This is a genomic window from Moraxella sp. I5G (assembly GCF_055193055.1).
Genome location: NZ_JBUXLH010000005.1, coordinates 116,823 through 141,743 on the forward strand (window position 1 = coordinate 116,823; position 24,921 = coordinate 141,743).

At 35.8% G+C, this 24,921-nt stretch carries 25 protein-coding genes; 12 read left to right on the forward strand and 13 right to left on the reverse strand.

The genetic code is table 11. From position 1 onward, the window contains the following. The first annotated feature begins 9 nt into the window (after positions 1-9). The 5 genes from mobA to ACZBKJ_RS04305 are packed head-to-tail and all read left to right on the forward strand — an operon-like array spanning position 10 to position 2,362. Positions 10-711 carry a molybdenum cofactor guanylyltransferase gene (gene mobA / locus ACZBKJ_RS04285; RefSeq protein ID WP_463199691.1) on the forward strand — a complete coding sequence of 234 codons (702 nt, stop codon included), beginning with the start codon at positions 10-12 and terminating at the stop codon, positions 709-711. Beyond that, the gene (moaC, locus tag ACZBKJ_RS04290; RefSeq protein WP_463199692.1) at positions 674-1,165 is read left to right on the forward strand and encodes a cyclic pyranopterin monophosphate synthase MoaC; all 492 of its coding nucleotides are present in this window, start codon (positions 674-676) and stop codon (positions 1,163-1,165) included. Before mobA ends, moaC begins: the two co-directional genes overlap by 38 nt. Beyond that, positions 1,152-1,400: a molybdopterin converting factor subunit 1 gene (gene moaD / locus ACZBKJ_RS04295; protein WP_463199693.1), complete on the forward strand. Its 249-nt coding sequence runs from the start codon at positions 1,152-1,154 to the stop codon at positions 1,398-1,400. The genes moaC and moaD overlap by 14 nt, the downstream gene beginning before the upstream one ends. Further along, positions 1,400-1,894, forward strand: coding sequence for a molybdenum cofactor biosynthesis protein MoaE (locus ACZBKJ_RS04300; protein ID WP_463199717.1), 495 nt, complete (start codon positions 1,400-1,402; stop codon positions 1,892-1,894). Before moaD ends, ACZBKJ_RS04300 begins: the two co-directional genes overlap by 1 nt. A 36-nt stretch (positions 1,895-1,930) precedes the next feature. After that, positions 1,931-2,362 carry a TOBE domain-containing protein gene (locus ACZBKJ_RS04305; RefSeq protein ID WP_463199694.1) on the forward strand — a complete coding sequence of 144 codons (432 nt, stop codon included), beginning with the start codon at positions 1,931-1,933 and terminating at the stop codon, positions 2,360-2,362. 49 nt (positions 2,363-2,411) lie between these two features. Here ACZBKJ_RS04305 and ACZBKJ_RS04310 read toward each other — a convergent pair whose 3' ends face one another. Next, positions 2,412-2,870 carry an Lrp/AsnC family transcriptional regulator gene (locus ACZBKJ_RS04310; protein WP_463199695.1) on the reverse strand — a complete coding sequence of 153 codons (459 nt, stop codon included), beginning with the start codon at positions 2,868-2,870 and terminating at the stop codon, positions 2,412-2,414. A 162-nt stretch (positions 2,871-3,032) separates the two neighbouring features. Between ACZBKJ_RS04310 and leuA the strand changes: the two genes are divergently transcribed. The 4 genes from leuA to yghU all read left to right on the forward strand — a co-directional run bounded on the left by leuA (position 3,033) and on the right by yghU (position 7,531). Next, the gene (leuA, locus tag ACZBKJ_RS04315; protein ID WP_463199696.1) at positions 3,033-4,757 is read left to right on the forward strand and encodes a 2-isopropylmalate synthase; all 1,725 of its coding nucleotides are present in this window, start codon (positions 3,033-3,035) and stop codon (positions 4,755-4,757) included. Between the two features lie 169 nt (positions 4,758-4,926). Beyond that, positions 4,927-6,117 carry a mechanosensitive ion channel family protein gene (locus tag ACZBKJ_RS04320; RefSeq protein WP_463199697.1) on the forward strand — a complete coding sequence of 397 codons (1,191 nt, stop codon included), beginning with the start codon at positions 4,927-4,929 and terminating at the stop codon, positions 6,115-6,117. 67 nt (positions 6,118-6,184) lie between these two features. Continuing rightward, complete coding sequence (locus ACZBKJ_RS04325; RefSeq protein ID WP_463199698.1) at positions 6,185-6,667, forward strand: hypothetical protein; 483 nt, start codon at positions 6,185-6,187, stop codon at positions 6,665-6,667. Between the two features lie 36 nt (positions 6,668-6,703). Further along, positions 6,704-7,531, forward strand: coding sequence for a glutathione-dependent disulfide-bond oxidoreductase (gene yghU / locus ACZBKJ_RS04330; protein WP_463199699.1), 828 nt, complete (start codon positions 6,704-6,706; stop codon positions 7,529-7,531). 65 nt (positions 7,532-7,596) lie between these two features. Here yghU and purH read toward each other — a convergent pair whose 3' ends face one another. From purH to ACZBKJ_RS04365, 7 genes are all read right to left on the reverse strand, one after another. After that, positions 7,597-9,171 carry a bifunctional phosphoribosylaminoimidazolecarboxamide formyltransferase/IMP cyclohydrolase gene (purH, locus tag ACZBKJ_RS04335; RefSeq protein WP_463199700.1) on the reverse strand — a complete coding sequence of 525 codons (1,575 nt, stop codon included), beginning with the start codon at positions 9,169-9,171 and terminating at the stop codon, positions 7,597-7,599. 102 nt (positions 9,172-9,273) lie between these two features. Then, the gene (locus ACZBKJ_RS04340) at positions 9,274-9,531 is read right to left on the reverse strand and encodes a helix-turn-helix domain-containing protein (RefSeq protein ID WP_463199701.1); all 258 of its coding nucleotides are present in this window, start codon (positions 9,529-9,531) and stop codon (positions 9,274-9,276) included. An 85-nt stretch (positions 9,532-9,616) separates the two neighbouring features. Continuing rightward, positions 9,617-10,582 carry a DUF3426 domain-containing protein gene (locus ACZBKJ_RS04345; RefSeq protein WP_463199702.1) on the reverse strand — a complete coding sequence of 322 codons (966 nt, stop codon included), beginning with the start codon at positions 10,580-10,582 and terminating at the stop codon, positions 9,617-9,619. A 190-nt stretch (positions 10,583-10,772) separates the two neighbouring features. Beyond that, positions 10,773-11,705 (reverse strand): 50S ribosomal protein L11 methyltransferase, encoded by a 933-nt coding sequence (gene prmA / locus ACZBKJ_RS04350; protein WP_463199703.1) that lies wholly within the window; start codon positions 11,703-11,705, stop codon positions 10,773-10,775. A gap of 70 nt (positions 11,706-11,775) precedes the next feature. Further along, positions 11,776-12,609, reverse strand: a complete 834-nt coding sequence (gene cysE, locus ACZBKJ_RS04355) for a serine O-acetyltransferase (RefSeq protein WP_463199704.1) — start codon at positions 12,607-12,609, stop codon at positions 11,776-11,778. A gap of 51 nt (positions 12,610-12,660) precedes the next feature. Further along, positions 12,661-13,401, reverse strand: a complete 741-nt coding sequence (locus tag ACZBKJ_RS04360) for an RNA methyltransferase (RefSeq protein WP_463199718.1) — start codon at positions 13,399-13,401, stop codon at positions 12,661-12,663. 81 nt (positions 13,402-13,482) lie between these two features. Further along, complete coding sequence (locus tag ACZBKJ_RS04365; RefSeq protein ID WP_463199705.1) at positions 13,483-14,109, reverse strand: MarC family protein; 627 nt, start codon at positions 14,107-14,109, stop codon at positions 13,483-13,485. A gap of 214 nt (positions 14,110-14,323) precedes the next feature. On the opposite strand from ACZBKJ_RS04365, the gene queC reads away from it, so the two are divergent. After that, positions 14,324-15,049, forward strand: coding sequence for a 7-cyano-7-deazaguanine synthase QueC (queC, locus tag ACZBKJ_RS04370; RefSeq protein ID WP_463199706.1), 726 nt, complete (start codon positions 14,324-14,326; stop codon positions 15,047-15,049). A 15-nt stretch (positions 15,050-15,064) separates the two neighbouring features. On the opposite strand, the gene ACZBKJ_RS04375 is transcribed toward queC, so the two are convergent. Next, entirely contained in the window at positions 15,065-15,361 is a 297-nt protein-coding gene (locus ACZBKJ_RS04375) for a DUF493 domain-containing protein (protein ID WP_463199707.1), read from the reverse strand. Between the two features lie 159 nt (positions 15,362-15,520). Continuing rightward, positions 15,521-17,386 carry an RNA polymerase sigma factor RpoD gene (rpoD, locus tag ACZBKJ_RS04380; RefSeq protein ID WP_463199708.1) on the reverse strand — a complete coding sequence of 622 codons (1,866 nt, stop codon included), beginning with the start codon at positions 17,384-17,386 and terminating at the stop codon, positions 15,521-15,523. Between the two features lie 187 nt (positions 17,387-17,573). Between rpoD and ACZBKJ_RS04385 the strand changes: the two genes are divergently transcribed. Then, entirely contained in the window at positions 17,574-18,032 is a 459-nt protein-coding gene (locus ACZBKJ_RS04385; protein WP_463199709.1) for a DIP1984 family protein, read from the forward strand. A gap of 286 nt (positions 18,033-18,318) precedes the next feature. Here ACZBKJ_RS04385 and ACZBKJ_RS04390 read toward each other — a convergent pair whose 3' ends face one another. Next, on the reverse strand, positions 18,319-18,666 hold the full coding sequence (locus ACZBKJ_RS04390) for a lysostaphin resistance A-like protein (RefSeq protein ID WP_463199710.1): 348 nt from the start codon (positions 18,664-18,666) through the stop codon (positions 18,319-18,321). Between the two features lie 157 nt (positions 18,667-18,823). Here ACZBKJ_RS04390 and ACZBKJ_RS04395 point away from each other — a divergent pair, with 157 nt between their 5' ends. Then, the gene (locus ACZBKJ_RS04395) at positions 18,824-19,057 is read left to right on the forward strand and encodes a hypothetical protein (protein ID WP_463199711.1); all 234 of its coding nucleotides are present in this window, start codon (positions 18,824-18,826) and stop codon (positions 19,055-19,057) included. Between the two features lie 132 nt (positions 19,058-19,189). Here the strand turns inward: ACZBKJ_RS04395 and ppk2 are convergent, their stop codons facing one another. Next, positions 19,190-20,236, reverse strand: a complete 1,047-nt coding sequence (ppk2, locus tag ACZBKJ_RS04400; protein ID WP_463199712.1) for a polyphosphate kinase 2 — start codon at positions 20,234-20,236, stop codon at positions 19,190-19,192. 107 nt (positions 20,237-20,343) lie between these two features. Further along, positions 20,344-24,921: cadherin domain-containing protein (locus ACZBKJ_RS04405; protein WP_463199713.1), on the reverse strand; the 4,578-nt coding region annotated here is incomplete at its 5' end.

Sequence of the window (24,921 nt, forward strand, 5' to 3'; positions counted from 1 at the left end):
CTTTATTGTATGATGACAAAGCAAATCTCAGATGTGTTGGCGGGCGTGCTAATTTTGGCAGGTGGGCAGTCCAGTCGTATGGGAACCCCAAAGGCTTTATTAAGAGTGGATAATAACCAGACCTTGTTGGAATTTCATTATCATTGTGCCAAAAAATTAAACATTCCTGTTTTTATTGCTGATAACCAAAAAGGTTTTGGTGAAATTCTACCAGATGCAATTTTGGTTTCTGATTACATCAAACCAGATGAATGCGGCAAAGGTTCTGGCGCATTGTCGGCAATAGCAGGGCTACTAAAAGTTTTATTTGATTCTTTTGATGTTCAAAATAAATATATTTTGGTCATTAGTTGTGATAGTTTAATTGCGATAAATCAGATTGCAGATATGTTTGTCAAAAATATGGATAAACCGTATCAAGCAATTTATCTTTATGATGATAAAGATTACCCTTTATTAGGCGTGTATGCGTGCAATTTAAAAGACGAATTAATTCATGAATTGAAAAATAATCAATTATCAGTCATGAGGTTTTTATCCAAAATTTATCACAAAAAAGTGTTATTACCGGACTGTTTTCGAGGATTAACAAACTTTAACACCCAAGATGAATATAACCAGGCTTTAATTAATTTTGCCAATAAAGATAAATTAATAAAACTAAGAGAAATTTATGTTAAAATCAGAAAAGATGCTGACCCATTTAGATAATAATGGGGATATTAAGATGGTGGATGTGGGTGATAAAGTAGCCACAAAACGCACCGCCAATGCATCTGCTAAAGTGGTGTTTCCAAAAGAAATTTATCAAATTATTCGCCAAAATGACGGCATAACCAAAAAGGGCAGTATTACGCAAACCGCTCATATCGCAGGAATTATGGCGGGTAAAAAAACTCATGAATTAATTCCGCTTTGTCACTTGTTACCCTTAGATGCCATTAAAATGTCATTTGAATATTTAGATGATGAATGCAGCATTCAAGTGATTGCTACTGCTAAAGTAACTCACAAAACAGGTGTTGAAATGGAAGCCTTAACCGCTGTGTCTGTGGCGTGTTTAACCATTTACGATATGACCAAAGCATTAAGCCATGATATCTGCATTACTGATATCTGTTTGATAAATAAAACAGGGGGAAAATCAGATTATGAACGAGATTAAGATTACCGTTTTATATTTTGCAAGTCTTGCTCAAAAGGCGAAAATAGATGAAGAGATAATGACAGTGCAAACCACAGATTTATCTACATTATACCAATTGCTGTCAGATAAATATCAATTTGAATTGACCCAAGATAAATTATCTGTTGCGGTCAATCATGAGTTTAGTGATTGGAATCAAAAAATTGCAACAGATGATGTGGTTGCTTTTATCCCACCTGTGGCGGGGGGTTGATTGTGAAAACAGTGCATGATAAATCTTTAACGATTAGCCTACCAGAAGATATAGTGTATGCCGTAGCGTCCGAAAGCGGTTTTGCTCTTTTGGATAAAAAAATTAATAGTGATAGACTAAAAGCAATGATTTTGGACAATCAAGCTGGAGCGTTGGTGAGTTTTGAGGGCTTGGTTAGAAATCATAACAACAAACGACCTGTTTCATGTTTAACATACTATGGTTATGAAAAACTTGCGTTAAATCAAGGAGCAAAGTTAATAGCAGAAGCCAAAAAACGGTTTGATATCACCCATGCAGTAGCCATTCATCGAATCGGTGAGCTTGAAATCGGCGATATGGCGGTTTGGATTGGCGTAAGTTCTGCCCATCGCACGGCCGCATTTTTGGCATGTCAATGGTTGCTTGATGAAATCAAAGCGTCCATTCCAGTTTGGAAACAAGAATTTTATACTGATAGCGATAATAGTTTATGGCTATCTAACAACGGCTAATGCCATTTTATTAATAGTCTTATTTTGGAGATTTTTATGTCAATTAGTGCTAGAAACCAGCTTATTGCAACTGTAAATGAAATTCAAACAGGGGCAGTAAATGATGTTATTCATTTAACTCTTACTAGTGGTGATAAATTAACCGCCGTTATTACTCATAACAGCACCGAACGTTTGGGCTTAACTGTTGGTCGTGAGGTTGTGGCAATTTTTAAAGCGCCTGCTGTTATGTTGTCTGTAGGTAATGAATTGATTTTATCATCTTGCAACCAGCTATCGGGCGTTGTGGAAAAAATCGTTGATGGTGCGGTCAATTCAGAAGTTCATGTTAAAACCGAAAATGGCACTGTGATTGTCGCAATCATTACTGCTTATAGTCGCCAAAATTTAAAATTAGAAGTTGGCAGTGCTGTTACTGCGTCAATCAAAGCGTCTAATGTGGTTTTGGGTGTAAAAGCTAAATCATAAGATAAAAAAACATAGCTGGGCACTTTAGTTGTCATTGATTTAAAATAGGCTAAAGTGCCGCACGGCTAAATACTTCTCTAAGTTCAAAGCTGGTATGAAGCTGACTGACTCCATCAATCTTACTAAGTTTATTTAATAAAAAATCTTCATAATGACGCATGTCTTTTACTACCACCTTCAATAAATAATCTTCACTACGTCCAGTAACAATACTGCAATTGATAACCTCATCAAATTTAGCAATTTCTTCCTCAAATTCACAAAAACGTTCTTTGGTGTGTTTATCCATACTGACTGCTACAAAAATCGCTAAACTACATCCTAAGGCTTCTGGTGAAGTGTGGGCGTGATAACCTGTAATCACTCTCGTGTCTTCCAAACGTTTAATGCGTCGAATGACGGGTGTTGCTGATAAATTGACCATTTCGGCAATCTCGGCAATGGACAACCGAGCATTTTTGGATAACAATCGTAAAATTTTTTGGTCAATGGTATCAAGATGGGTCATGTAAATTCATATAGACGATAAAATTGAGTGAATTTTACTATAAAAACTTAAAAAATTAGTGGATTATTAAAAAAAATTTTAAAAATAGCATGAAAATTGGTAAAAAATACTAAGTGTTTTTCTTTATAATAGACCAAATTTAAAAATAGTAAAGGTAGCTTTATGCCACACACAATCCCAAAAAATACCGCCTTTGATTATACAAAATATCGTCCTTTTGCCTTTGCCCCTCAATTAAAAGACCGTACTTGGTGCGATAAACGCATAGAAAAAGCTCCAATTTGGGCGAGCGTTGATTTACGAGATGGTAATCAAGCGTTAATCGATCCAATGAATATTGATCAAAAATTACGATTTTTTCAGTTATTAGTCGAGATTGGTTTTAAAGAAATTGAGATTGGTTTTCCTTCAGCAGCTCAAGTAGAGTTTGATTTTACCCGTCGCTTAATTGAAGATGGTTATGTTCCTGATGATGTTACTTTGCAAGTTTTGGTGCAGGCGCGTGAACATTTGATTGAGCGAACCTTTGAAGCCTTACAAGGAGCAAAGCGGGCGGTGATTCATGTGTATAATTCCACATCCAAAGTTCAGCGTGATAAAGTTTATCAGTTGGACAAGGCTGGTATTAAACAGATTGCCATCAATGGAGCAACTTTGGTGCGAGATATTGCCAAAAAATACACAAAAACAGAGTGGATTTTTGAATATTCTCCAGAAAGTTTTAGTCAGACAGAACCTGATTTTGCTGTTGAGGTGTGTGATGCTGTTTGTGAGGTGTGGCAGCCCCAAAACGGTCAAAAAGTGATTTTAAACTTACCAGCAACTGTTGAAGCTAGCACACCTAATTTGTACGCTGACCAAGTAGAATATTTTTGTCGTCATCTAAAACACCGCAAGGATGTGATTGTTAGCTTGCATACCCATAATGATAGAGGCTGCGCAGTAGCGGCAGCAGAGCTTGGGCTTTTGGCAGGTGCTGATCGTATTGAAGGGACGCTTTTGGGCAATGGTGAGCGTACAGGCAATATGGATATTTTGGTTATGGCGATGAATTTATACACCCAAGGCATTGACCCACAACTTGATTTATCACAAGTCAGCCAAATTGTGCAAGTGGTTAGTCAGTGCACTAATTTACCCGTTCATCCAAGACATCCTTATGTAGGTGATTTGGTGTTTACAGCGTTTAGTGGCTCGCACCAAGATGCCATCAAAAAAAGTCTGGATTATAATGAAAAACACCGTGATACAGAAAATCATTGGGATGTGGCTTATTTGCCGATAGACCCTTTGCATATTGGACGAGGCTATCAAGATGTGGTGCGTATTAATAGCCAATCAGGCAAAGGTGGGGTTGCGTACATCCTACAACGTCATTATGGGTTTCATTTACCACGCTGGACTCAGATTGATTTTGCTAAAGTGGTACAGCAAGAAGCGGAGACATTGGCTCGCGAATTAAAAACCCAAGAGCTGTTGGATATTTTCACTAAAACGTATCTAAACCAAAATGCATATCGTTTAAGCGACTATCAAATCAATAACAAAGGTGGTCACGTAACGTTTCAAGGGCAAGTTGCAGGCATTGATGATGTGTTTGAAGTTGTAGGTCAAGGAAATGGAGCATTGTCTGCGTTTATTGATGGTCTGGTTAAGTCAACAGGTAAACAAATTCATGTTACCAATTATGCTGAACATGCCATTAATACAAAAACAACCCAAAGTCAAAGTGATGACGAATTAAGTGACAATCAAACCAACTCTTTGGCGGCAGCTTACATTCAACTAAGTGTTGATGGTCAGATTTATTCAGGTATTGGCACTTGTAACAGTACAGTATCTGCAATGTTAAAAGCGGTCTTATCAGCACTTTCTCAAACGGTTTAATATTATCAAATCTTCTTTTTAAACCAGCCCCAATGATTATTAATTGGGGTTTTTCATTTGGGGTTAAAACACAATAAAAATTACAAAACAATATTTGAGAATAATAAAAGTTTAATTATAATAAGCGACCTTACTAATTCCATTTAGCGCAGCCAATCTATTCTTTCCAATGACAACACCTGCTCAATTCTTACGCAAAATTTTATATGATTTACACCAAAGTATCTATGTTCTGCTTGGCGGCTCTTTAGAGGATGAGACGCTAAACTGGGCAGGTCGTGGCATTACTTTTTTGGGCATTGGCATTAAGATTTTGATTTTACTGACCATCATTGGATTTTTTTATTGGTTTTTGGTGTATTTATTAAAACACTTGCGAACCCCTTTGCACTTGTCTCAAAGAAAATTAGCCATTTTACGTTCAACGCTGCGTTATATTTGGTTTACCTTGAGTTTGCTTGCGGTAATGACGCAAATTGGTATACCAGCAGGCGTGGTTAAAGCCACTGCTAAAGCGTCTTTATGGGCAGGTTTTTATTATGTGCTTTGGGCAACCAGTGGACAAATGATGGCCAAAGTGTTGCAGTATTATGAATTAAATGCATCCATTGAACAACTATTAAAAAACATGATATTGGTCATGATTATTGTGTTGGCGTTAGGTACTGTTCTGGCACAATTTGGTTTTGATATTGTTTCTTTGGTTGCAGGTCTTGGGATAGTGGGTTTGGCGGTGGGTTTTGCTGCACAAAGCACATTAGCCAATTTTATCGCAGGCATTACTATTTTAGTGGAACAATCATTTCAGGTGGGCGATTGGATTAGGATAGGTGATAAAGAAGGGCGTGTGGTAAAAATTTCTTTGCGTGCTACTCAAATTTTAGACCGTGATAACATCATCATTATTATACCAAATGCTACCATGTCATCTTCTGAAATTGTGAATTTGACATCAAAAAAGATGATTCGTTTTTCTGTTAAAGTTAGAATTCCTTTGCATGCTGACATTGGTCAGGCTAGAAATGCTATTTTGGGTAAATTATCCAAAGAAGAAGTGGTGTTAAAGCATCCAATGCCCTTGGTTACGGTTGATGAATTAGGCGAATATGCTTTGATTTTAACTGTTAGATTTTGGGTAGCTCCATTATCAGTTGCTCGAATTCCCATCATTAAAGAAAATTTGACTGAGCGCATTAAACAAAGTCTTGATGAGGCAGGTATTGAAATCCCTTACCCATATCGCAAAATTATTTTAACCGATGTTGATGATGAATCTATTCTCACCAATAAAATTTTATCCAATCAGCCAATCCATGAAAATTTAGAAGAAAGTCTTGAAAATGCCATGAAAAAAACTTAAGGTTTTGGTATATATACATTTTTGTTATTTTGCGGTATGATAACCTTTTGTTTTTTTGGAATAAAAAATGCGTTATTTTATTTCTTTTATGATATTTCTTGGTTTACCTTTATCTGCGTCTGCTGTTACAAAAAAAGATATGCTTGGAACATGGGAGTGCGTTACTGCAGGTCCTAATAGTTCGCATAAAACTGTAACGTTAGACACGATGAACGCAGACGGTAGCATGTATCAACTTTGGGAAATCGTGCATTATGCAGACGATAATAAGACGGTCAATTTGATTGAAATATTTAATATTAAAAATAATTGGGATTTAAAAAACAACAAACAAGTCATTAAAAACTGGCAACTTTTAGATTATCGGGCATATGCACGAGACAAACGCCCGTTATATGATGAAGAAGCGGTTGAGATGTTAAAACAGCGATGGGTGGATGTTTATAAAGCAGATTATGACGATAAAGTGTATATGGCAAAAGACAAACGTTCATTTTATTATGAGCCAACCAACGGTGTAATTGTATCTCGTTGTCAGAAATTATCTTAAATATTCATTGTTTTAAGTTTTAAATTCGAGATAAATATGAGTAAAAATAAATCACCAAATCCAAATTGCACTTATCAACCACCTAAAATTTGGCATCATCAAGCAGATGATGTAAGTATAGGTGGAAAATTTGCTAATATCAATCAGCCTACCTCGGGGGCTAGATATCAAAAATCATTACCCAGAGGCGATAAACCTTATCAGCTTTATAGTTTAAATACACCCAATGGTGTTAAGGTGAATATTATTTTAGAAGAACTCAAAGCTCTAGAGTGTTTAGACTTTGACGCTTTTAAAATTGATATTATGACAGGCGAACAATTTGGTACTGATTTTGTATCAATCAATCCAAATTCAAAAATTCCTGTATTAGTAGATTATTCAGACGAAACGCCAATCAATATTTTTGAAAGTGGGGCAATTTTATTGTATCTTGCTAAAAAATATCAGAAATTTTTGCCTGAAGACCCGGTTGAAAATGCTAAAGTTTTGTCGTGGCTGATGTGGCAAATGGGTTCAGCACCGTTTTTAGGAGGCGGTTTTGGGCATTTTTATGCTTACGCACCTTGTCCTATGGAGTATCCCATCAATCGCTATGCGCTTGAGGTTAAGCGCCAACTGGATGTTTTAGATAAACATTTAGCAAATTATCAGTATATGGCGCAAGAGTACAGCATTGCAGATATGGCAATTTACCCTTGGTATGGTTGGTTGGTTTTAGGTAAATTGTATGTTGGCGATGATTATGATGCTAAAACCTTTTTGCAAACAGATAATTATCAAAATATTGTTCGTTGGGCGCAATTAATCGCGCAACGTCCAGCAGTACAAAAAGCTGAAAATCTGATTTTAAGTTCAATTTAAGTTAAAACAATAAGCCCTAGATTTTAGGGCTTTAAATCAGTAAAACTTATTTAGGTAAATATGATTTAATGGCGAAAATGTCTCATGCCTGTAAAGACCATAGCGATGCCATGTTCATTAGCGGCAGCAATCACTTCATCATCACGCATAGAACCACCAGGCTGAATGATGCATTTTACACCCGCCTTGGCAGCGTTATCAATGCCATCACGGAATGGAAAAAATGCGTCTGATGCCATGACAGCCCCTTCAACACTAAGCCCAGCATGTTCAGCTTTGATAGCGGCAATTCGAGCAGAATTAACTCGACTCATTTGTCCTGCTCCTACACCAATGGTTTGTCGGTTTTTAGCGTAAATAATTGCATTGGATTTAACGTATTTGGCAACTTTCCAAGCAAAAATCAAATCATCAAGTTCACTGTCTGTTGGTGCGATTTGAGTAACAACTTTTAAACTGCTTTTATCAATCATTCCCAAATCTTGATCCTGCACTAAAAGTCCGCCATGAACGCGTTTAAAATCATATTGAGGTGTGCGTTTATCAGCGTCAGGTAATTCACCACAAACCAAAACGCGTACATTTTTTTTGGCAGCAGTAACATCTAAGACACCATCATCAATGCTAGGGGCAATGATAACTTCTACAAATTGGCGCTCGATGATTGCTTGGGCGGTTTTGACATCGAGTGGGCGGTTAAAAGCGATGATGCCACCAAAAGCGGATTCAGGGTCGGTAGCATAAGCCAAATTATAAGCGTCTAAAATACCATCAAGAGAAACGGCAACTCCGCAAGGGTTGGCGTGTTTGACAATGACACAAGCGGGTTTAACAAAGGATTTTACGCACTCCAAAGCCGCATCCGTATCGGCAATATTGTTATAGGATAATTCTTTGCCTTGTAATTGTTTGGCGGTAGCAATGGATGCTTCTTTGGTATTTTTATCAATATAAAAGGCGGCATCTTGGTGTGGATTTTCGCCATAGCGCAAATCTTGAACCTTGTCTAATTGTAGATTGAATGTACGGGCAAATTTATCAGCTTCTCCAGCCTTTTTACCAACTCTAGCGCCTAAATAACCAGCAATCATACCATCGTATTGTGCTGTATGTTCAAAGGCTTTAACGGCAAGATTAAAACGTGTGCTATCAGACAAAGTGCCATGAGATTTTAATTCATCAATAACCAAATCATAATCACAAGCATTCACCACAATGCCAACATGCGCATGGTTTTTAGCAGCTGCACGCACCATGGTTGGTCCACCAATATCGATGTTTTCAATAGCATCTTGTAAAGTACAATCAGTCTTGGCAATGGTTTGAGCAAAAGGATATAAATTAACCACAACCAAATCAATGGCATTGATTGCATGTTCTGTCATCACAGCATCATCAATGCCGCGTCTGGCTAAAATGCCGCCATGGATTTTTGGATGTAAGGTTTTAACCCGACCATTCATCATCTCAGGAAATTTTGTATAATCGGAAACTTCGGTGACAAGAATTTGATTATCTTTTAGCAGCTGATATGTGCCACCTGTCGATAAAATGTCAAAGCCAAGTTGTGTTAAATTTTTGGCAAATTCAACAATATTAGTTTTGTCAGAAACACTTAATAAAGCAAAACGCTTGCTCATAAAACCCCCAATGGTCATTCTGTCTAAAGACTACTTTATTACAGACACAAATGATACCAAGTATTGGAAGTTTTATAAAGCATTAATTAAAGCAAATTGAGCTTATTTTTTCAACAAACCATAGTTTTTTAGTTTTGTACGTAATGTGCCACGGTTCAAACCAAGCATGATGGCAGCTTTAGACTGATTGCCTTTGGTGTGTTTTAAAATTGCAGTTAAAAATGGTTTTTCAAACTCACCCAAAAAAAGTTCATACAGTTTGTTAGGTTCCCTGCCATTTAGGTTGCTTAAATGATTTTCTACCACGGCGGTGATATGTGCTGACAAGGTAGATTCTAAGTTTAGATTTTCAGTTGTCATAATTAAGACCTTCTAAAAGTTAAATTTAACGCGCAAACCCCCAACCTATCTAAATAGATGGGTAAATTTGCAGCGGCTTTGGGGGTTATAAATCTTGATAATAAATTGGAGTTACTTCAACAAAAGCAGGTTTTTTATCTGTTTTAGCAGTTAACATGATGCGTTTTTGCTGATTGCCCAAGATGCTTTTTTGCGATTCAGCCAGGTAATCGCGCCGACTGGCAATAAAATCACCAACAACCGCACCGTCAGCACTTTTTAAACGTACTAACAGATCAGGATACAATTGTTCTTTTTGATTGCGATTGGTAATTAATATAACAATATCTGTACCATCGGCATAATTTTTATATGAAGACTGTACATTGATGTTACTGATATCGGCACTAGGGGTTACACATTTGGCAATTTTGCAAAAACTTTCAACTCGTTTGGCGTGTTGTGGATTTTTGATTAGTGTGTCCAAATTAAATAGGGTGTATTGCACTATCAATAAGCCTAATAAAATAACGCAGCCAATTGTCCACATAAGTTGTCCAAAAAATGACCTTTTAGTAGCAAGTTGCTGAGTGGTTGGGGCATGAGCAAATACTTTTTGTGATGTATCTTTTTTAGGTGCATCAAAAGCAGCTGGTGTGATGACATTGCTTAAATTGATGTTGGCATCTGTAGAAACTGGCTTGGCGTTTGTGCCTTGCTTGGCATGTGCTTCCATTTTTTTAAGCAAATCCTCAGGACTACTTGCAGTGCGTGTTGCGCTGGAATGGGAAGAGCCTTCGGTTTTTGGAGATGCCTGATTGATTTGCTCATCTAAAAAGCGGCTAAACTCATCAACCTCATTAAATGCATCGTTTTCTTGTGCGATGTTGTTTGATACAGGATTGGGTTGAGTTTTTGGTGTTTCAACAGGGGGCTGTACCAAATTTTCATTAAGAAAAAATACCTGTTGACACCGACCGCATTTAGCACGTGCGGTGGGATCGCCAACCTTGACGGCAGGCATTGGGTAAATTGCCCCACAGCTGGGGCATTTGGTTTTTAGCTGACTCATGAATGTTCCAATTTTTATAGATAACCGCTGATAAGTAAATAAAATACACCTTTATCAACTAGGTCTAATTTTAAGTGCAAAATCATAAAATTGCACGAAATTTTGTTTTATCATTTTGTATAACAAATAAACAATGTTGACCTAATGGCTATGCTACTAAATTGCAAACATTTTTACAATTATTTGGGGTTTAAGCGTATTTTTTAGCAGATAAACGACACCAATGTTTATCTTCTGGTGCGTTATACTGATATGGTTCATCAATTTTGAAGTAGGGTTGATAGGCATTGACAACATCTGCAACTTGATTTTCAATCAACCCCGCCAAAACAATTTGACCTTGATTTTTTAACAAATTTGCAAAGTAGGGTGCAAAATGAATTAAAGGTTTGGCTAAAATATTGGCAGTTATAATGTCTGCATTATCAGATTGGGTTTGCCAAAATTCTTTAAATTCTTCAGGTAAAAAAGCGCGTAAACGGTCAGCAACACCATTGAGTTGGCCATTTTGACGTGTGGCAAGTACTGCTTGAGGGTCAATATCGACCGCATACACCACTTTTGCACCTAAAAGCAGAGCGCCCACTCCTAAAATCCCTGAGCCGCAGCCATAATCAATGACAGTTTTATTGGTTAAATCTTGTTCAGCTAACCAGTCTAAACACAGTCTGGTGGTCGCATGATAACCAGTACCAAAGGCTAAACCGGGGTCTAAAATTAGATTAATTGCTGATGCATCGGGTGCGTTTAGCCATTTTGGAACAATCCAAAGATTGCCCTGACATTTAATGGGTTTATAATGGGTCATCCACTCTTTAGTCCAGTCTTTATCATCAAGACAGCTAAGCCACACGCGACTTGCACCAACCTCGGCAGCAATTTCTTGAGCAAGTGTTTGAAAGTCGGTTTGAGTAAAGTCATGGCTATTATCAGAATTGGTATCAAAAATAGCAGTTAAAATAATATTGCCCCATAAAGGCTCTTCGCCCGGCATCGGCTCAAATAAAGGTTCATCGCCTGCATCTTCTAGTAAAATGGAGACTGCTTGATTCTCATAAAACAGAGCCTCAGCCAAATCAACTTGATTGGGTGTGCATTGTAGATGAATTTGCTGCCATGACATAATAGATTCCTTGGTTAGTAGAGTCAGTAAAATATTTTAACTATCTGGTTTGTTTGTTTGGGCTCATGGGTTAAGGTAAGATATCCAAATCTTCACTGTTAATAGTGGGTAGATTTTGTTTGCAAAATGTTGGGTCAAGTTTACAGATTGCTTTTTGTAGCGCTTGAATTCTATCATCTTGAGCCTGAATGTGTGTTAGTAGGGCAGTGATGCTAGTTGCAACGGGGTCTTTGCTGTTAGGGTTTAGTCCATAAGCATTAAAGTGTTCATCTAATTTTGCAGTGTGCAACGTTTTGTGAGCATTTTGATTATTGGTTGTGTTATCTTTTATTTCCAAATCATCCGTTTTGCTTTCATGTGCTTTTTTATCAATGGTGCGCGCAGCTAACCCAACCATGGTGGCATGTGGAGCAACTTCTTTAACAACAACAGCATTAGAGCCAATTTTGGCGTAATCACCAACAGTAAATCCGCCCAAAATCTTTGCACCAGCACCAACAACAACATGACTGCCAAGTGTGGGGTGGCGTTTTGCGCCTTTCTCCCAAGAAACACCGCCCAATGTTACCCCGTGATATAAGGTAACATCATCACCAATTTCAGCGGTTTCACCAATGACTACCCCCATACCATGGTCGATAAACAACCGTTTACCAATTTTAGCAGCAGGGTGAATTTCGATGCCTGTTAGCACACGACTGACGTGTGATAATGCTCGAGCTAAAAATTTTTGGTCATGCTGCCAAAGTGTATAGGCGCCACGGTGCAAAATGCGTGCATGAACCCCAGGGTAAGTGAGTAGAATCTCAAGTTTATTGCGTGCTGCAGGGTCTTTTTCTAAAATATTTTCAAGGTCGTCATTAACGGCGCAAGTGAGATTAGATAATTGGCGAAAAAGAGACATAATTTGCCTTATAAATCACAAAAAATGGTTTATTGTATCACAAAGACAAAATTAAAGAGAAAGTTTGGCGATAAGAGCTTGAATCAGAGCATACTCTTTTTGGTCTAATTGCATGCGAGAAGTTAAGCGAGATAAACGATTTGGTAAATCTTTTAATTCATTATCTCTGGCTAAATTTAAATCAATTAATAACTGAGTTAAATGCTGTTCTAATAATTGTTTTTGCTGAAAATTAATAGCAGGTACATCCCAATCAGTTCGGGTGATAATGGGTAGGGTATTTTTTGCAGATTTATCAGTAAAATTTTGTGCTTTTTGTGAAAAATAAGCGTATAAATCAGCACTAATCACTTGGATAGCGGCGGCAACATTTAGTACAGGATAGTTGGGATTGGCAGGAATTTGAATGTGGTAATCTGCCAAACTAAGCTCTTCATTGGTCAGCCCTCTATCTTCGCGTCCAAATAAAATGGCAATTTGACAATTTAATGAATCATTTAATTGTAAATGTTGATAAATAAGTGCGGATGCTTGATTTGGAGTAACAACAGGTCGTGGAATATGCCGACTGCGAGCAGAGGCTGCAAAAATTAATGTACAGTCTTCTAAAGCTTGATGGATATTTTGGGTAATTTGCGCGTTTTGAAGTACAGTTTGCGCTCCGGCAGCATTAGCAATGCTACTATCGTCAATAGGGCGTTTTGGATTGACAATCGTCAGTTTTTGTAAAGACATGGTGTGCATGCTACGAGCTGCCGAACCAATGTTGGCAGGTAATGTAGTTCCAACCATAACAATTTTAATGTGTTTTAACAGTTCATAAGGTGTAGAGTGTGTAAAAGATGAAAGTGTCAAAAAGAATCCTTATCTGAATTAAACAAAAATTTCAGGAAATATTGCTCGAATTCCACCAACAAAAATTTCTACTGCAACCGCCGCAAGTAGCATACCCATGATACGGCTTAAAATATTTAAACCTGTTTCACCTAGAAAGCGGCTGATTTTCCCAGCTGCCATCAGCGCGATGTAACAAAATAAACTGATAAAAAACCCAGCCGTTACAATCATCACCAAATCAAAAACCTGTTTAACTTGACTTGAGTAAATGATTACCGTTGAAATGCCGCCAGGACCAACAATCATTGGAATGGCTAAGGGGACAACTGATACCGCAGTTAAGGAACTAATATCTACTTCATGTCCTTTGGGTTTTACAGGATTACCAGTACCATTCATCATATTAATTGCAATTAAAAATACTAAGATACCACCTGCCACTCGAAACGAGCCCAAAGAAATTCCTAAAATTTGCAATAAGCTTCCACCCATTAAGGCGAAAAATGTGATGGCAATAAATACAGCAATACAGGTAATTTGAGCGGCTTTTTGTCGTTGTTTAACGCTATAATCATTGGTGATGTTTAAAAACAGCCCCAATGCACTAAATGGATTCATCAGCACAGCAAATGCTAAAATAATTTTAACCAGTTCAGTATTCACGACAATCATCCATTTTAAAAGTGGTTGGCGATAAAAATTGGCGGTCATTTTAACATAACTTTAAGATGTTTGTTAATAAGTGTTTTTTGAATAATTTTTGTTAAAAATTAGTAAATATTTATTATTTATTTTAATTTGTGATAGAATCAAACGTTTATTTTTATAAATTCTAATTATTGGCAACCTTAAATTGGTTGTTATTAAGGAATAATTTGTGAAGCCATCTCATTTTATCACTCATGACGCATATAAAAACGAGCGTGCGGTTGTTTTGTTTTCAGGCGGTTTGGATTCTACCACTTGTTTGTATTGGGCGAAATCTCAATTTTTAGATGTTACAGCACTGAGTTTTCGATATGGTCAGCGTCATAGTAGCGAGCTGATTGCTTCAAAGAAAATTGCTCAATATCTTGGGGTGAGTCATCGTATTATTGATATAGATATTGCTCAACTTGGTGGTTCGGCATTGACGGATTTAAATATGGATGTGCCAGATTATCAAAAAGATAGCAACACAGTTCCTACAACGTATGTTCCTGCTAGAAATACAATTTTCTTATCTTATGCCTTAGCAGCATCAGAAGTATTGGGCGCCCGATTTATTGTTATTGGGGTAAGTTCAGTTGATTATTCTGGCTATCCTGATTGTCGTGCTGATTATATTGAGGCTTTTGAAACCATGGCAAATTTAGCAACAGTGGCGGGAAGAAATGGTCAGAAATTGTCTATTATTGCGCCCTTGCAGCATTTATCCAAAGCTCAAACTTTAGAACTTGGATTGACTTTAGGGGTGGATTATGGTCAAACGGTTTCTTGTTATCGTGCAGATGCTGATGGGCGAGCTTGCGGAATGTGTGATAGTTGTGTTTTAAGAAAACAAGGATTTGAGCAGGCGGGCACAATCGACCCAACCCGCTACCAGTCAGTTCATTCAATATGATTGAAATTTAAACAATTAAACAACGGTTTTTACGGTTTTGGCTTTATCTAAAGCGGTATATAGACGATTTACTTCCTCAGCGTTTTGCAAGTACAGCTTAACACGTAATGAGTGAAAACGTCCCGTTCTAGAGGGTTTAACCAAAATACTGGCGTGATCAAAATCAGGAAAGATTTCAGCCAAAATCAGCGTTACTTCATGACGCAAACTGTCATGTTCGCCTTCGTGTCCAATAATGCTTAATGGATAATCCATTGGAAATTGCCATAATTCTGGATTCTGGATTTCGGTGCGAGTTGGTTGAGTGGTCATTTGTTCACCTTATTTATTTGCCTTATTATTGTGATGTTTAAGTTTTTTTGTGTTAATAGGGGTTTGTTAAAATTTTTCAAGATAATGTGGATTTTGATGTATTTATGCAATAAAAAAAAGGTAAGTAATTACCCTTTTTGTTTTTATTGTGAACTATATTTAGTCATTTTCTAAAAATGATCGTAAATGTTCAGAGCGTGAAGGGTGGCGCAATTTACGCAGTGCTTTAGCTTCTATTTGACGAATGCGCTCCCTTGTTACATCAAATTGCTTGCCAACCTCTTCTAATGTATGGTCGCTTGCCATATCAATCCCAAATCGCATTTTAAGTACTTTGGCTTCTCGTTCGGTTAGATTATCCAAAACTTCTCGAGTTGCTTCGCGCAGACCTTCAGCGGTGGCACTGTCTACAGGGCTTGAAATGGTGCTGTCTTCAATAAAATCACCTAAGTGACTGTCTTCATCATCTCCGATTGGAGTCTCCATAGAAATGGGTTCTTTGGCAATTTTTAGTACTTTACGAACTTTGGCTTCGCTTTCACCGAGTCTTGCTCCCAGCTCTTCAGGTGTTGGTTCACGCCCCATTTCTTGAAGTAGCTGACGCGATACTCGGTTAATTTTATTGATGGTTTCAATCATATGAACAGGAATGCGAATGGTTCGTGCTTGGTCGGCAATAGAGCGGGTAATTGCTTGCCGAATCCACCAAGTGGCATAAGTAGAAAATTTATAGCCACGGCGATATTCAAACTTATCCACCGCTTTCATTAGCCCAATATTACCTTCTTGAATCAAGTCTAAAAACTGAAGTCCACGGTTGGTGTATTTTTTTGCAATTGAAATTACCAAACGTAAGTTAGCTTCTACCATATCTTTTTTGGCACGACGTGCTTTGGCTTCCCCAATTGCCATTTGGCGAGCAACAGCCTTCATATCACGAATGTTCATTTGGAGTTTTTCTTCATGAGCCAAAATCTTTTCTTGCATGCCAACCACTTCAGGCATAACTTTTGCCAAAGTTTCAGCAAAAGCAGGCTTACCTTCAATACGGTGAGCCAGCCACTCTACATTGGTTTCATTGCTTGGAAAGGTTTTTTTGAATTCTTCCAAAGGCATCTTGCCACGACGTACCACAAGACGCATAATCTGTCTTTCAGTTGTACGAACGTCATCATACACTTCACGCATCAAAGTCATAACTTGGTCAGACAAGCGATTGTTGAGTTTTATAAGCATAAAACGTGTTGCAAGTTCATCGTAGGCTTGCTTGGCTTTTTCACTATTTCGACCATGTTTATCCAAGGTTTTTTTGGCTTTTGCAAAAAGTGTTTGAATCTCTTCAAAACGAACCCTTACTTCTTCAGGGTCAAGACTGCTATCATCGGCATCATCAACCGCTAAGGCATCAGGATGCTCATCTTCTTCTTCATGGTCATCAGGTACTTTGATGGCGGTTTGAGGGTTTTCAAAATCGGGTTCTATCTCATCTTCTTTGAGTTCAAAATCGCCATCTTCAAGCTCTAAAAAGCCAGTAACCACATCAGAAATCTTTTTTTCACCAGCTAATACTTGTTCGTATTCACCTAAAACAAATTTAACTGTACCAGGCCAATACGCCATAATATACTGAACTTCACGCATGCCTTCTTCAATGCGTTTGGCAATACCAATTTCACCATCTCGCGTCAAAAGTTCAACCGTTCCCATTTCACGCATATACATACGTACAGGGTCAGTGGTGCGGCCAGGCTCAGTTTCTACATTAGCAAGCACGGTTGCGGCTTCATCAACAGCAATGTCATCGTCATCATTGCTCACTCCCGTCAAAAGCATGTCGTCTTCATCAGGAGCAACATCATAAATGGGAATACCAACATCCGTTAGCATTTGTATGATTTCTTCAACTTGGTCGCTGTCAGTAACCGAATCAGGCATTTGGTCATTGATTTCAGCATAGGTTAGATAACCTTGTTCTTTACCAAGTTGAATCAGGGTAGGTAATTGGGAATTAGAATTTTCGCTCATAAAATCTCGCTATTGACAAGGCCATCATGAAAAATCAAACTTCACATTCTAACATAAATTGAATAATATTTCATGTTTTCAATGGGGATGTTGGTTGATTTTTAAAGCCTAAAATTACTTGATTTTACTAAACATAAATGTTATTTTATCCAAAATTGAATGTTTAAAAAAATTTACATTAAAAACTATGAAATTAGCCGAAGCTCTTATTATTCGTAGCGATTTGCAGCAAAAATTATATTCTTTGCAATCGCGCCTATCTAAAAATACTACAGTTCAAGAGGGTAACGAACCAACTGAAGACCCTAATTTGCTACTAAAAGAGATTTTAGCAGTCCATGAATTGCTGCATGAATTGATTTTAAAAATTCATCGCACAAATGCAGATACCGTATTAAATGATGGACGTAATTTGTTGACGGTATTAAATGAACGTGATAAATTGTTAAGTCTTCATAAAATACTCAATAATATCATCTCTCAGGCTACAGATAAGCCAGACCGTTACAGTGCCAGAGAGATTAAATGGGAGACGGTTATTGATGTAGCAGATTATCAAAAACAAGCTGATGATATTGCCAAAAAAGTTCGAGAAATCAATATTTTGATTCAAGCAAGTAATTGGCAGGTTGATTTGATAGAATAGAATAAATGGCAGTCAGCTTTTAGTTAATGGCTTGACTGTTTTAATTTTTGAACATATTGGGCGAGTGTTATCCTTTTTGGCTGGTTTGGATATAAAATAAAATCAGTCCTTCTATAGAGCGTGTGATGAGCGGCACATTTTTTCTTACCTGTTAGCTCTGAACTCTTTATAACTGCACTAGTGTAGCTCTCTCTTATCAGGTTGCCAAGAGATTTGTTAGGGTGATGCATTATTTAACCTTTACTACCACTGCACTGATAATATGTTCACCCTATTTTATACAAACTTAATATCCCAATAAATACATTGCGATTGCTAATGTATTATTAATAATATGTAAAACCACACTTAATAATATGCCATGTTTAATTCGTGCATGGCAAAATAAAATTGCTAAAAAGAAAATAATGACTGTGGACAATAAATCATATTGCAGTGCATGAACAAATGCAAATAACAGGCTGCTAATAATAACCCCAGTCCAATGGCTGGAATCCAACCCTAAAAAACTTTGTTGATTGATTTCATGATTTGAATATACTCCAAAAATCATCCCCCGAAAAATCAACTCTTCATAAATTGGTGCAATGATTGTTGTTGTTAAAATCATGGGTAAAAATGAAGCACCATCCATTAATCCATCCATCAAAGTTGATGGTTTGCTATCAAAATAAAAAAGTAACCCTTCACTAATGATTAAAAAAATAATCAAATATAATAAATACACAAAAAAACTTTTTAAAGAAAATTTTTTGATGTCAAAATAAGCTAAAGTCTTGTTGATGTGATAGTTGGATTTAATAAAAATAATTAAAAAAGCAAATGATGATAAAAAAATTGCGGTAAATATAATTGAACATGCAACAACAATTCCATTTTTACTGCCTATTTCAATTAAATTAATGATTTCTTTTTCGGTATCAAGATGGATTTTTGCGGCAAAAATTACCCCAATGATTTGTAAAAAAAACATTAAAAAAACACAAAAAGCACTAATAAAAAAAGCGGAAAGACGGCTAAAATAAAAAATAGGATAAATCATATTATGGGGTTTATAAAAAAATGCTTTTGTGTTTGTATTGGAATTTACACTGATTTTAATAAAAAGATAAAATAAAATACCCAAAATGGATATTTTGGGTATTTAGAAAGTTAAACTATTTTTTGTTGGCATTAAGCGCATTGGTAACCAGCAAATCCACACGCTCATCTTTTTCGTACAATGTACCTGCACGACCAACAATCAATGGGTCAATATTACCAATTTGGGAAGGGTCTTTGCCTTCATAGTTTAATTTGTTTAAAACATAACGCATTGCATTTAGGCGAGCACGTTTTTTGCAGTCGGATTTGATGACAATCCAAGGAGCCTCAGCAGAATCAGTATTAAAAAACATTGCTTCTTTGGCTAGCGTGTAATCATCCCATTTGTTTAATGAAGCCTTATCAACAGGCGATAGTTTCCATTGTTTCAGTGGGTCATGTTCACGACTGTCAAATCGGGCTTTTTGTTCACTGCGAGTAACTGAAAACCAAAATTTTACTAGATGTACGCCAGATTCTACCAGCATTTTTTCAAATTGTGGCACATGACGCATAAAGGTTTGATATTCTTCTTCGTTACAAAATCCCATAACGCGCTCAACAACCGCACGGTTGTACCATGAGCGGTCAAACAGTACGATTTCACCCGCTGTTGGTAGGTGTTGAACATAACGCTGAAAGTACCATTGTCCACGTTCTTGTTCAGTTGGTTTTTCTAGAGCAACCACTCTTGCCCCACGTGGATTTAAATGCTCCATAAAGCGCTTGATTGTACCACCTTTGCCAGCTGCATCGCGACCTTCGAACAAAATAACCACTCTTTGTCCTGTGGCTTTAACATGGTGCTGTAGTTTTAAAAGTTCAATTTGAAGTTTGTATTTTTGCGCTTCATAGTTTTTACGGCTTAGACGGTTTTTGTAAGGATAACCGCCATCACGCCAGCTTGGCGACAGTTCAGTGTCTTTAGATTTGTCTGCACGAACTTGTGTAACTACTTGATTAACAGGAAGATATTTGTTTAATAACAAACTCATCTCTGCCAAATCATCAGGAGTTGCATGATTTAGAATATCTTCTAATTCACTCATTGTTCTTGGCATTACTGGATTTTTAGTAGTTTCTGCTAAATCACCGTTTGTTTTTTTTGGGGATGTTGCCATATTTTACTCCAAAATATTGATTAAAATCACGATTTATAATAACATAAGTATAACAATTTGACAATATTTTTTACAATCTTAAAATATTTTATATTTAATTTATAAAATTAAATAACAGTAATATCTTTTTCGATGTACAATAAATAATTTGTATTATCATCATAAGAATAAATATGGTAATTGTCATGTTGAATGTTTTTATTTAAATGAAATCCTCCCAAATCTTTTTTTCCGTTAGCCCCTAAATCCACAATATCACCATTATCACCACTAATAAAAACTTTTTGGACGTTATTGTTAAATAAATCTGACATGGTAATATTTAAAGTATTGTTTGGCGTAACTGTATAAAGAGATTTATTACTTGCATCGTATTTTTGAAATGGCATTCCTTCTAATCTTACATGTTCAACATTTTTAAATTGACCAAAATCTAAAACAGTATCCAGATATGTATTTAAGATTTGTGATTGATTGGTAGATGGGTTTATGATGGATACGTCATCGCCTTTTTTACCTTGTATGACTGCAACATCAATACCTTCGCCAAAATCAATCGTACTATTGTTTAATAATCCAGATAAAAATAAAGTATCGCCGCCATTACCTAAATGGATGGTGCTATTGGATACATCATTTTGAAAAGCAATGACATCTTGATTGTTTTTTGTATCTACATCCAAATATGTTGTTTTGTTTTCAAATATTAATATATCACGACCATCGCCACCAATGATTTTAGCATAATCATTTTTATCCCCTAAGACTTCACCTTTGAAGGTGGCGGTATTTTTTATTTGCTGACTGTCTTTTTCCCCTATGTCTTGAATCATGGATGGTAAAAAATCACCCATTTGTTTTTTTGTAAAATGATAGCTATTAGCCAAATCTAATTGACCAGAAAATTTACCATTAATAATCACATCATCATGACCAGAACCTGTAAATACTTTTCCTTTGATATGACCAGTTAAATAAACAAAATCATTATCTTTTGTAACGGCTAAATATTGATTTTTTTCAATATTATGTCTGATCGTTTGAGTGGCAAATAATTGATTGTTAATTGTATTGTTACCGCCATCTAAAGAAACACGACCAATATTACCAATAAATCGCTGATAATGTGTTTGACTTTCATGAACAGATAATTTGTTATTATTTATAATGACATTATTTGTTTCTGTGTTGGAATAATTAATAATATTTGCAATAGATTTATCCATTGTTCCTGCAATATTTAGCTTATTATCAGAAATATTAATATTTTTTGCATTTCCAATTACTTGAAACATTTCTGTTCCAGAATTTGAAATTTTGTTGATATTAAAATTGTTGTGATGAATATTTACAGAACCGCGTAAATTATTCACTATTTGGTCTTCTTGAATATTTACAGGAGTTTCACTGCCATCTCTACTTCTAATAATATCAAAATTGGCTGTATTATTTGCAATAGTAATATTTCCCATTCCTTTTCCTGAAGTGGGATTATTATTTTTATCTAAATTAAAATAATCAACACCATTATTAATAATGCCAATAATGTATTTTGTTTCTTTTCCAGATATTTCATTATTGCGAATGATTAAATCATAGAGCATATCGGGTTCATGATTTCTAAATTCAATACCATAAGTGTGATGCTCATTCTTATAAACATCTATACCTGAAATTTTATTTCCTGATATTTCAAATATACCCGTATCAGCACTTTTAAAATGTTTATAATTTGCTTGGGTGTTAGTTTGCAAATGAATGCCTGAATATCCATAATAAGTTTGTCCATCAACATTAAAAGTATCATCCATAGGCAAACGAAAATCTGGATTCTGACTAATAATGTTATTTTTAATTTTGACATGATTCATAGTAAATTGTCGATTATAAACAGCAATCCCATACAATCTATCGCCATCCGAGGTATTGTTTTGAATTAAAACATTATTGCCATCATGCACATCCAAGCCTTTTCTAAAATTACCTTCAGTGGTGTTATTAATGTAAGTCACTCCCAAATTATAAGAACCAGCCATGGAAGCTGCACCATAACCTGTTCCACCATCATCTTGATGACCATTTTTGGCTAAAATATTATTATCTAATTTAAAGTTTTTTTGATAACTAAATAAAACACCAGCAACACGGTTGTCATGTAAATAACTATTAATCACTTTATTGTTATGACCGATAATAAAATCAGGGTCATTTTCTTTGATAACGTCTTTCATATAATCGTGTTTGTAAGTTTTTCCTGTATTGGGATTTACCTGAAAAACTTTTGCAGAACCAAAATGAATACCAGCACGATTTGCGCCCGATACTTCTACATTATCAATGGTTGTATGATTTACATCAAGTGCTAAAATTCCATTAACCTTTCCAAAATAAGTATCATTATGACGATAAAAATCCGTTTCTTTTTTGTGATGATACTGTATAGATAAATTGGAGATAAATTTTCCATGTTGACCATCAATTAAAATACCTGTATCTTCTTTTGAAATGGTGTCATTAGAATTAGCATTGTGTCGACCTTTTTGCTGTTTATCAAAATAAATGGTTGTTTTTCCTTGTCCATCACCAAATATTCCAGTAACGTTTTTATTATTTTCATTAATGGTGATGGGTGATGAAATATAAATATTGCCATTAAGATATAGAGCAACTTTATGACGATGAGCAAACGATAAGGCTTGATTAATTGCGTTAATACTGTCTGTTTTTCCAGTAACATCGGCACCAAAATCTTTTATATCAACATAATCGCCGTAAGTATTACTGTGATAAATTTTATACCCTTGTTCGGTTTCTTTAATACTATCTGCAGTAACAGCGATATTACTAATTTTTGTAGTTGTACTATTATATTGCGTAATATCTATTTCATCTTTTACTTGAATGGTAAAAGTTTTTTTAATTGATAATCCACCATTATCTGTTGCTGTAATATTGATGTTTAATGATTTATTTTTTTCATAATCTAAAAAAATATCATCTTTTAATTTTAGTTGGTTATTAACAATTTCAAAGCGATTATCATCAATATCAAATGTATGGGTATTATTTTTATCCATATCGATTGCAGATAATTCACCAATAATTGCGCCTTTTTTATTTTCAGAAACAATATTTGCGGTTAATACAATATCACTGGGCGGATTATTTGGATAGCTTGGATCATCTTCAACATTTAAAGTAAATTGTTTTTGCAGCGACAAACCACCCTTATCTGTTACTGTAATGGTCAAATTAATTTTTGGTTCGTCAGCAAAATCAATTTTTTGATTATCTTTAAGTTTTAATTGGTTATTAACAATCTCAAAACGTTCATCATTAATTTGATATTGATAAGTTTCGTTACTATCTTTATCAATGGTAGTAATTTTACCAATAATAGCACCTTGTTGATTTTCTAACAATGTGTCATTATCCAAAACTATATCTTCAGGTTTTTCATTGACATCTATAACGCTGATTGTAAATTCTTTTTCACTAAATAGTGATTGGTTATAAGCTGTAATTTTTATGGGGAGATTTTGTATCTTTTCATAATCAAAGTAGCTATTCGGTTTTAAAGATAATACCCCAGTATTTTCATCAACCATTAAATAGTCATTATCATTAATTTTATAACTAACTTTCTCGCCATCTGGATTATTTGCAGATACTTTTCCAATAACACCTCCAGTTATATTTTCATAAATAGACTGATTGTCTAACTGAATATCAGTTGGCGCTTCTTTAATATTATTTACATTAAATGTAACGGTTTTATTAACAGATAAACCGCCTTTATCTGTTGATGTAATGTTAAGCGTAATGGTTTTTTCATATTTATAATCTATTTGTTTATTCTCTTTTAACTTAAGAGAATTATCAACAATTTCAAATCGTTCATCATCAATAGTATAAGTATGAACGTCATTGATATCTGAATCAACTGTTTTAATATCTGCAATCTTTAAACCAGTGGTTTTTTCTGATAAATCTTGAGTCTGGTTGATAAGAATGTCCGTTGGTTTTTCATTAACATCTGTAATAGTTATCAGAAAATCTTTTTCTACAAACAACCCTTTTTTATCAGTGGCGCGTATTCCAATGATAGTTTGCGAAGTTTTTTCATAATCAAAAGCGTAGCCTCTTTTAAGTGTAACCTCTCCTGTTTTTTGATTAATATCAAATTGTTCATTGCCTTTGCTTAAACTATAAACAATCTCGTCATTTTTATCGTCATCATGTGCAAGGGCTTGTCCAATAACAATATCATCACTATTTTCTAATAGTGTATTTTGCTTAAAAGTAATATCACTAGGCGCATGGTTTTTTGGGTAATCAGGGTCATCAATTACAGTTAAAACAAATGTTTTTTGGATGGATAAACCGCCATTGTCATACGAAGTAATATTAAGAGTGACGGTAGGTTCATGGGCATAGTCAATCTTAATACCATCTTTTAATTTTAACGTGGTGCCAATTACCTCAAAACGTTGGTCACTAATTTGGTATCGGTGCGTATCGTTTGCATCTATGTCATTTGTGTGAAGCGTGCCAATGATAGCACCTGCTTGGTTTTCAGCAAGTACAGTGTGTGATAAGCCAATATCGGTGGGCGCATGATTCGTTGGCGTTGGCGTTGGCGTTGGCGTTGGCGTTGGCGTTGGCGTTGGCGTTGGCGTTGGCGT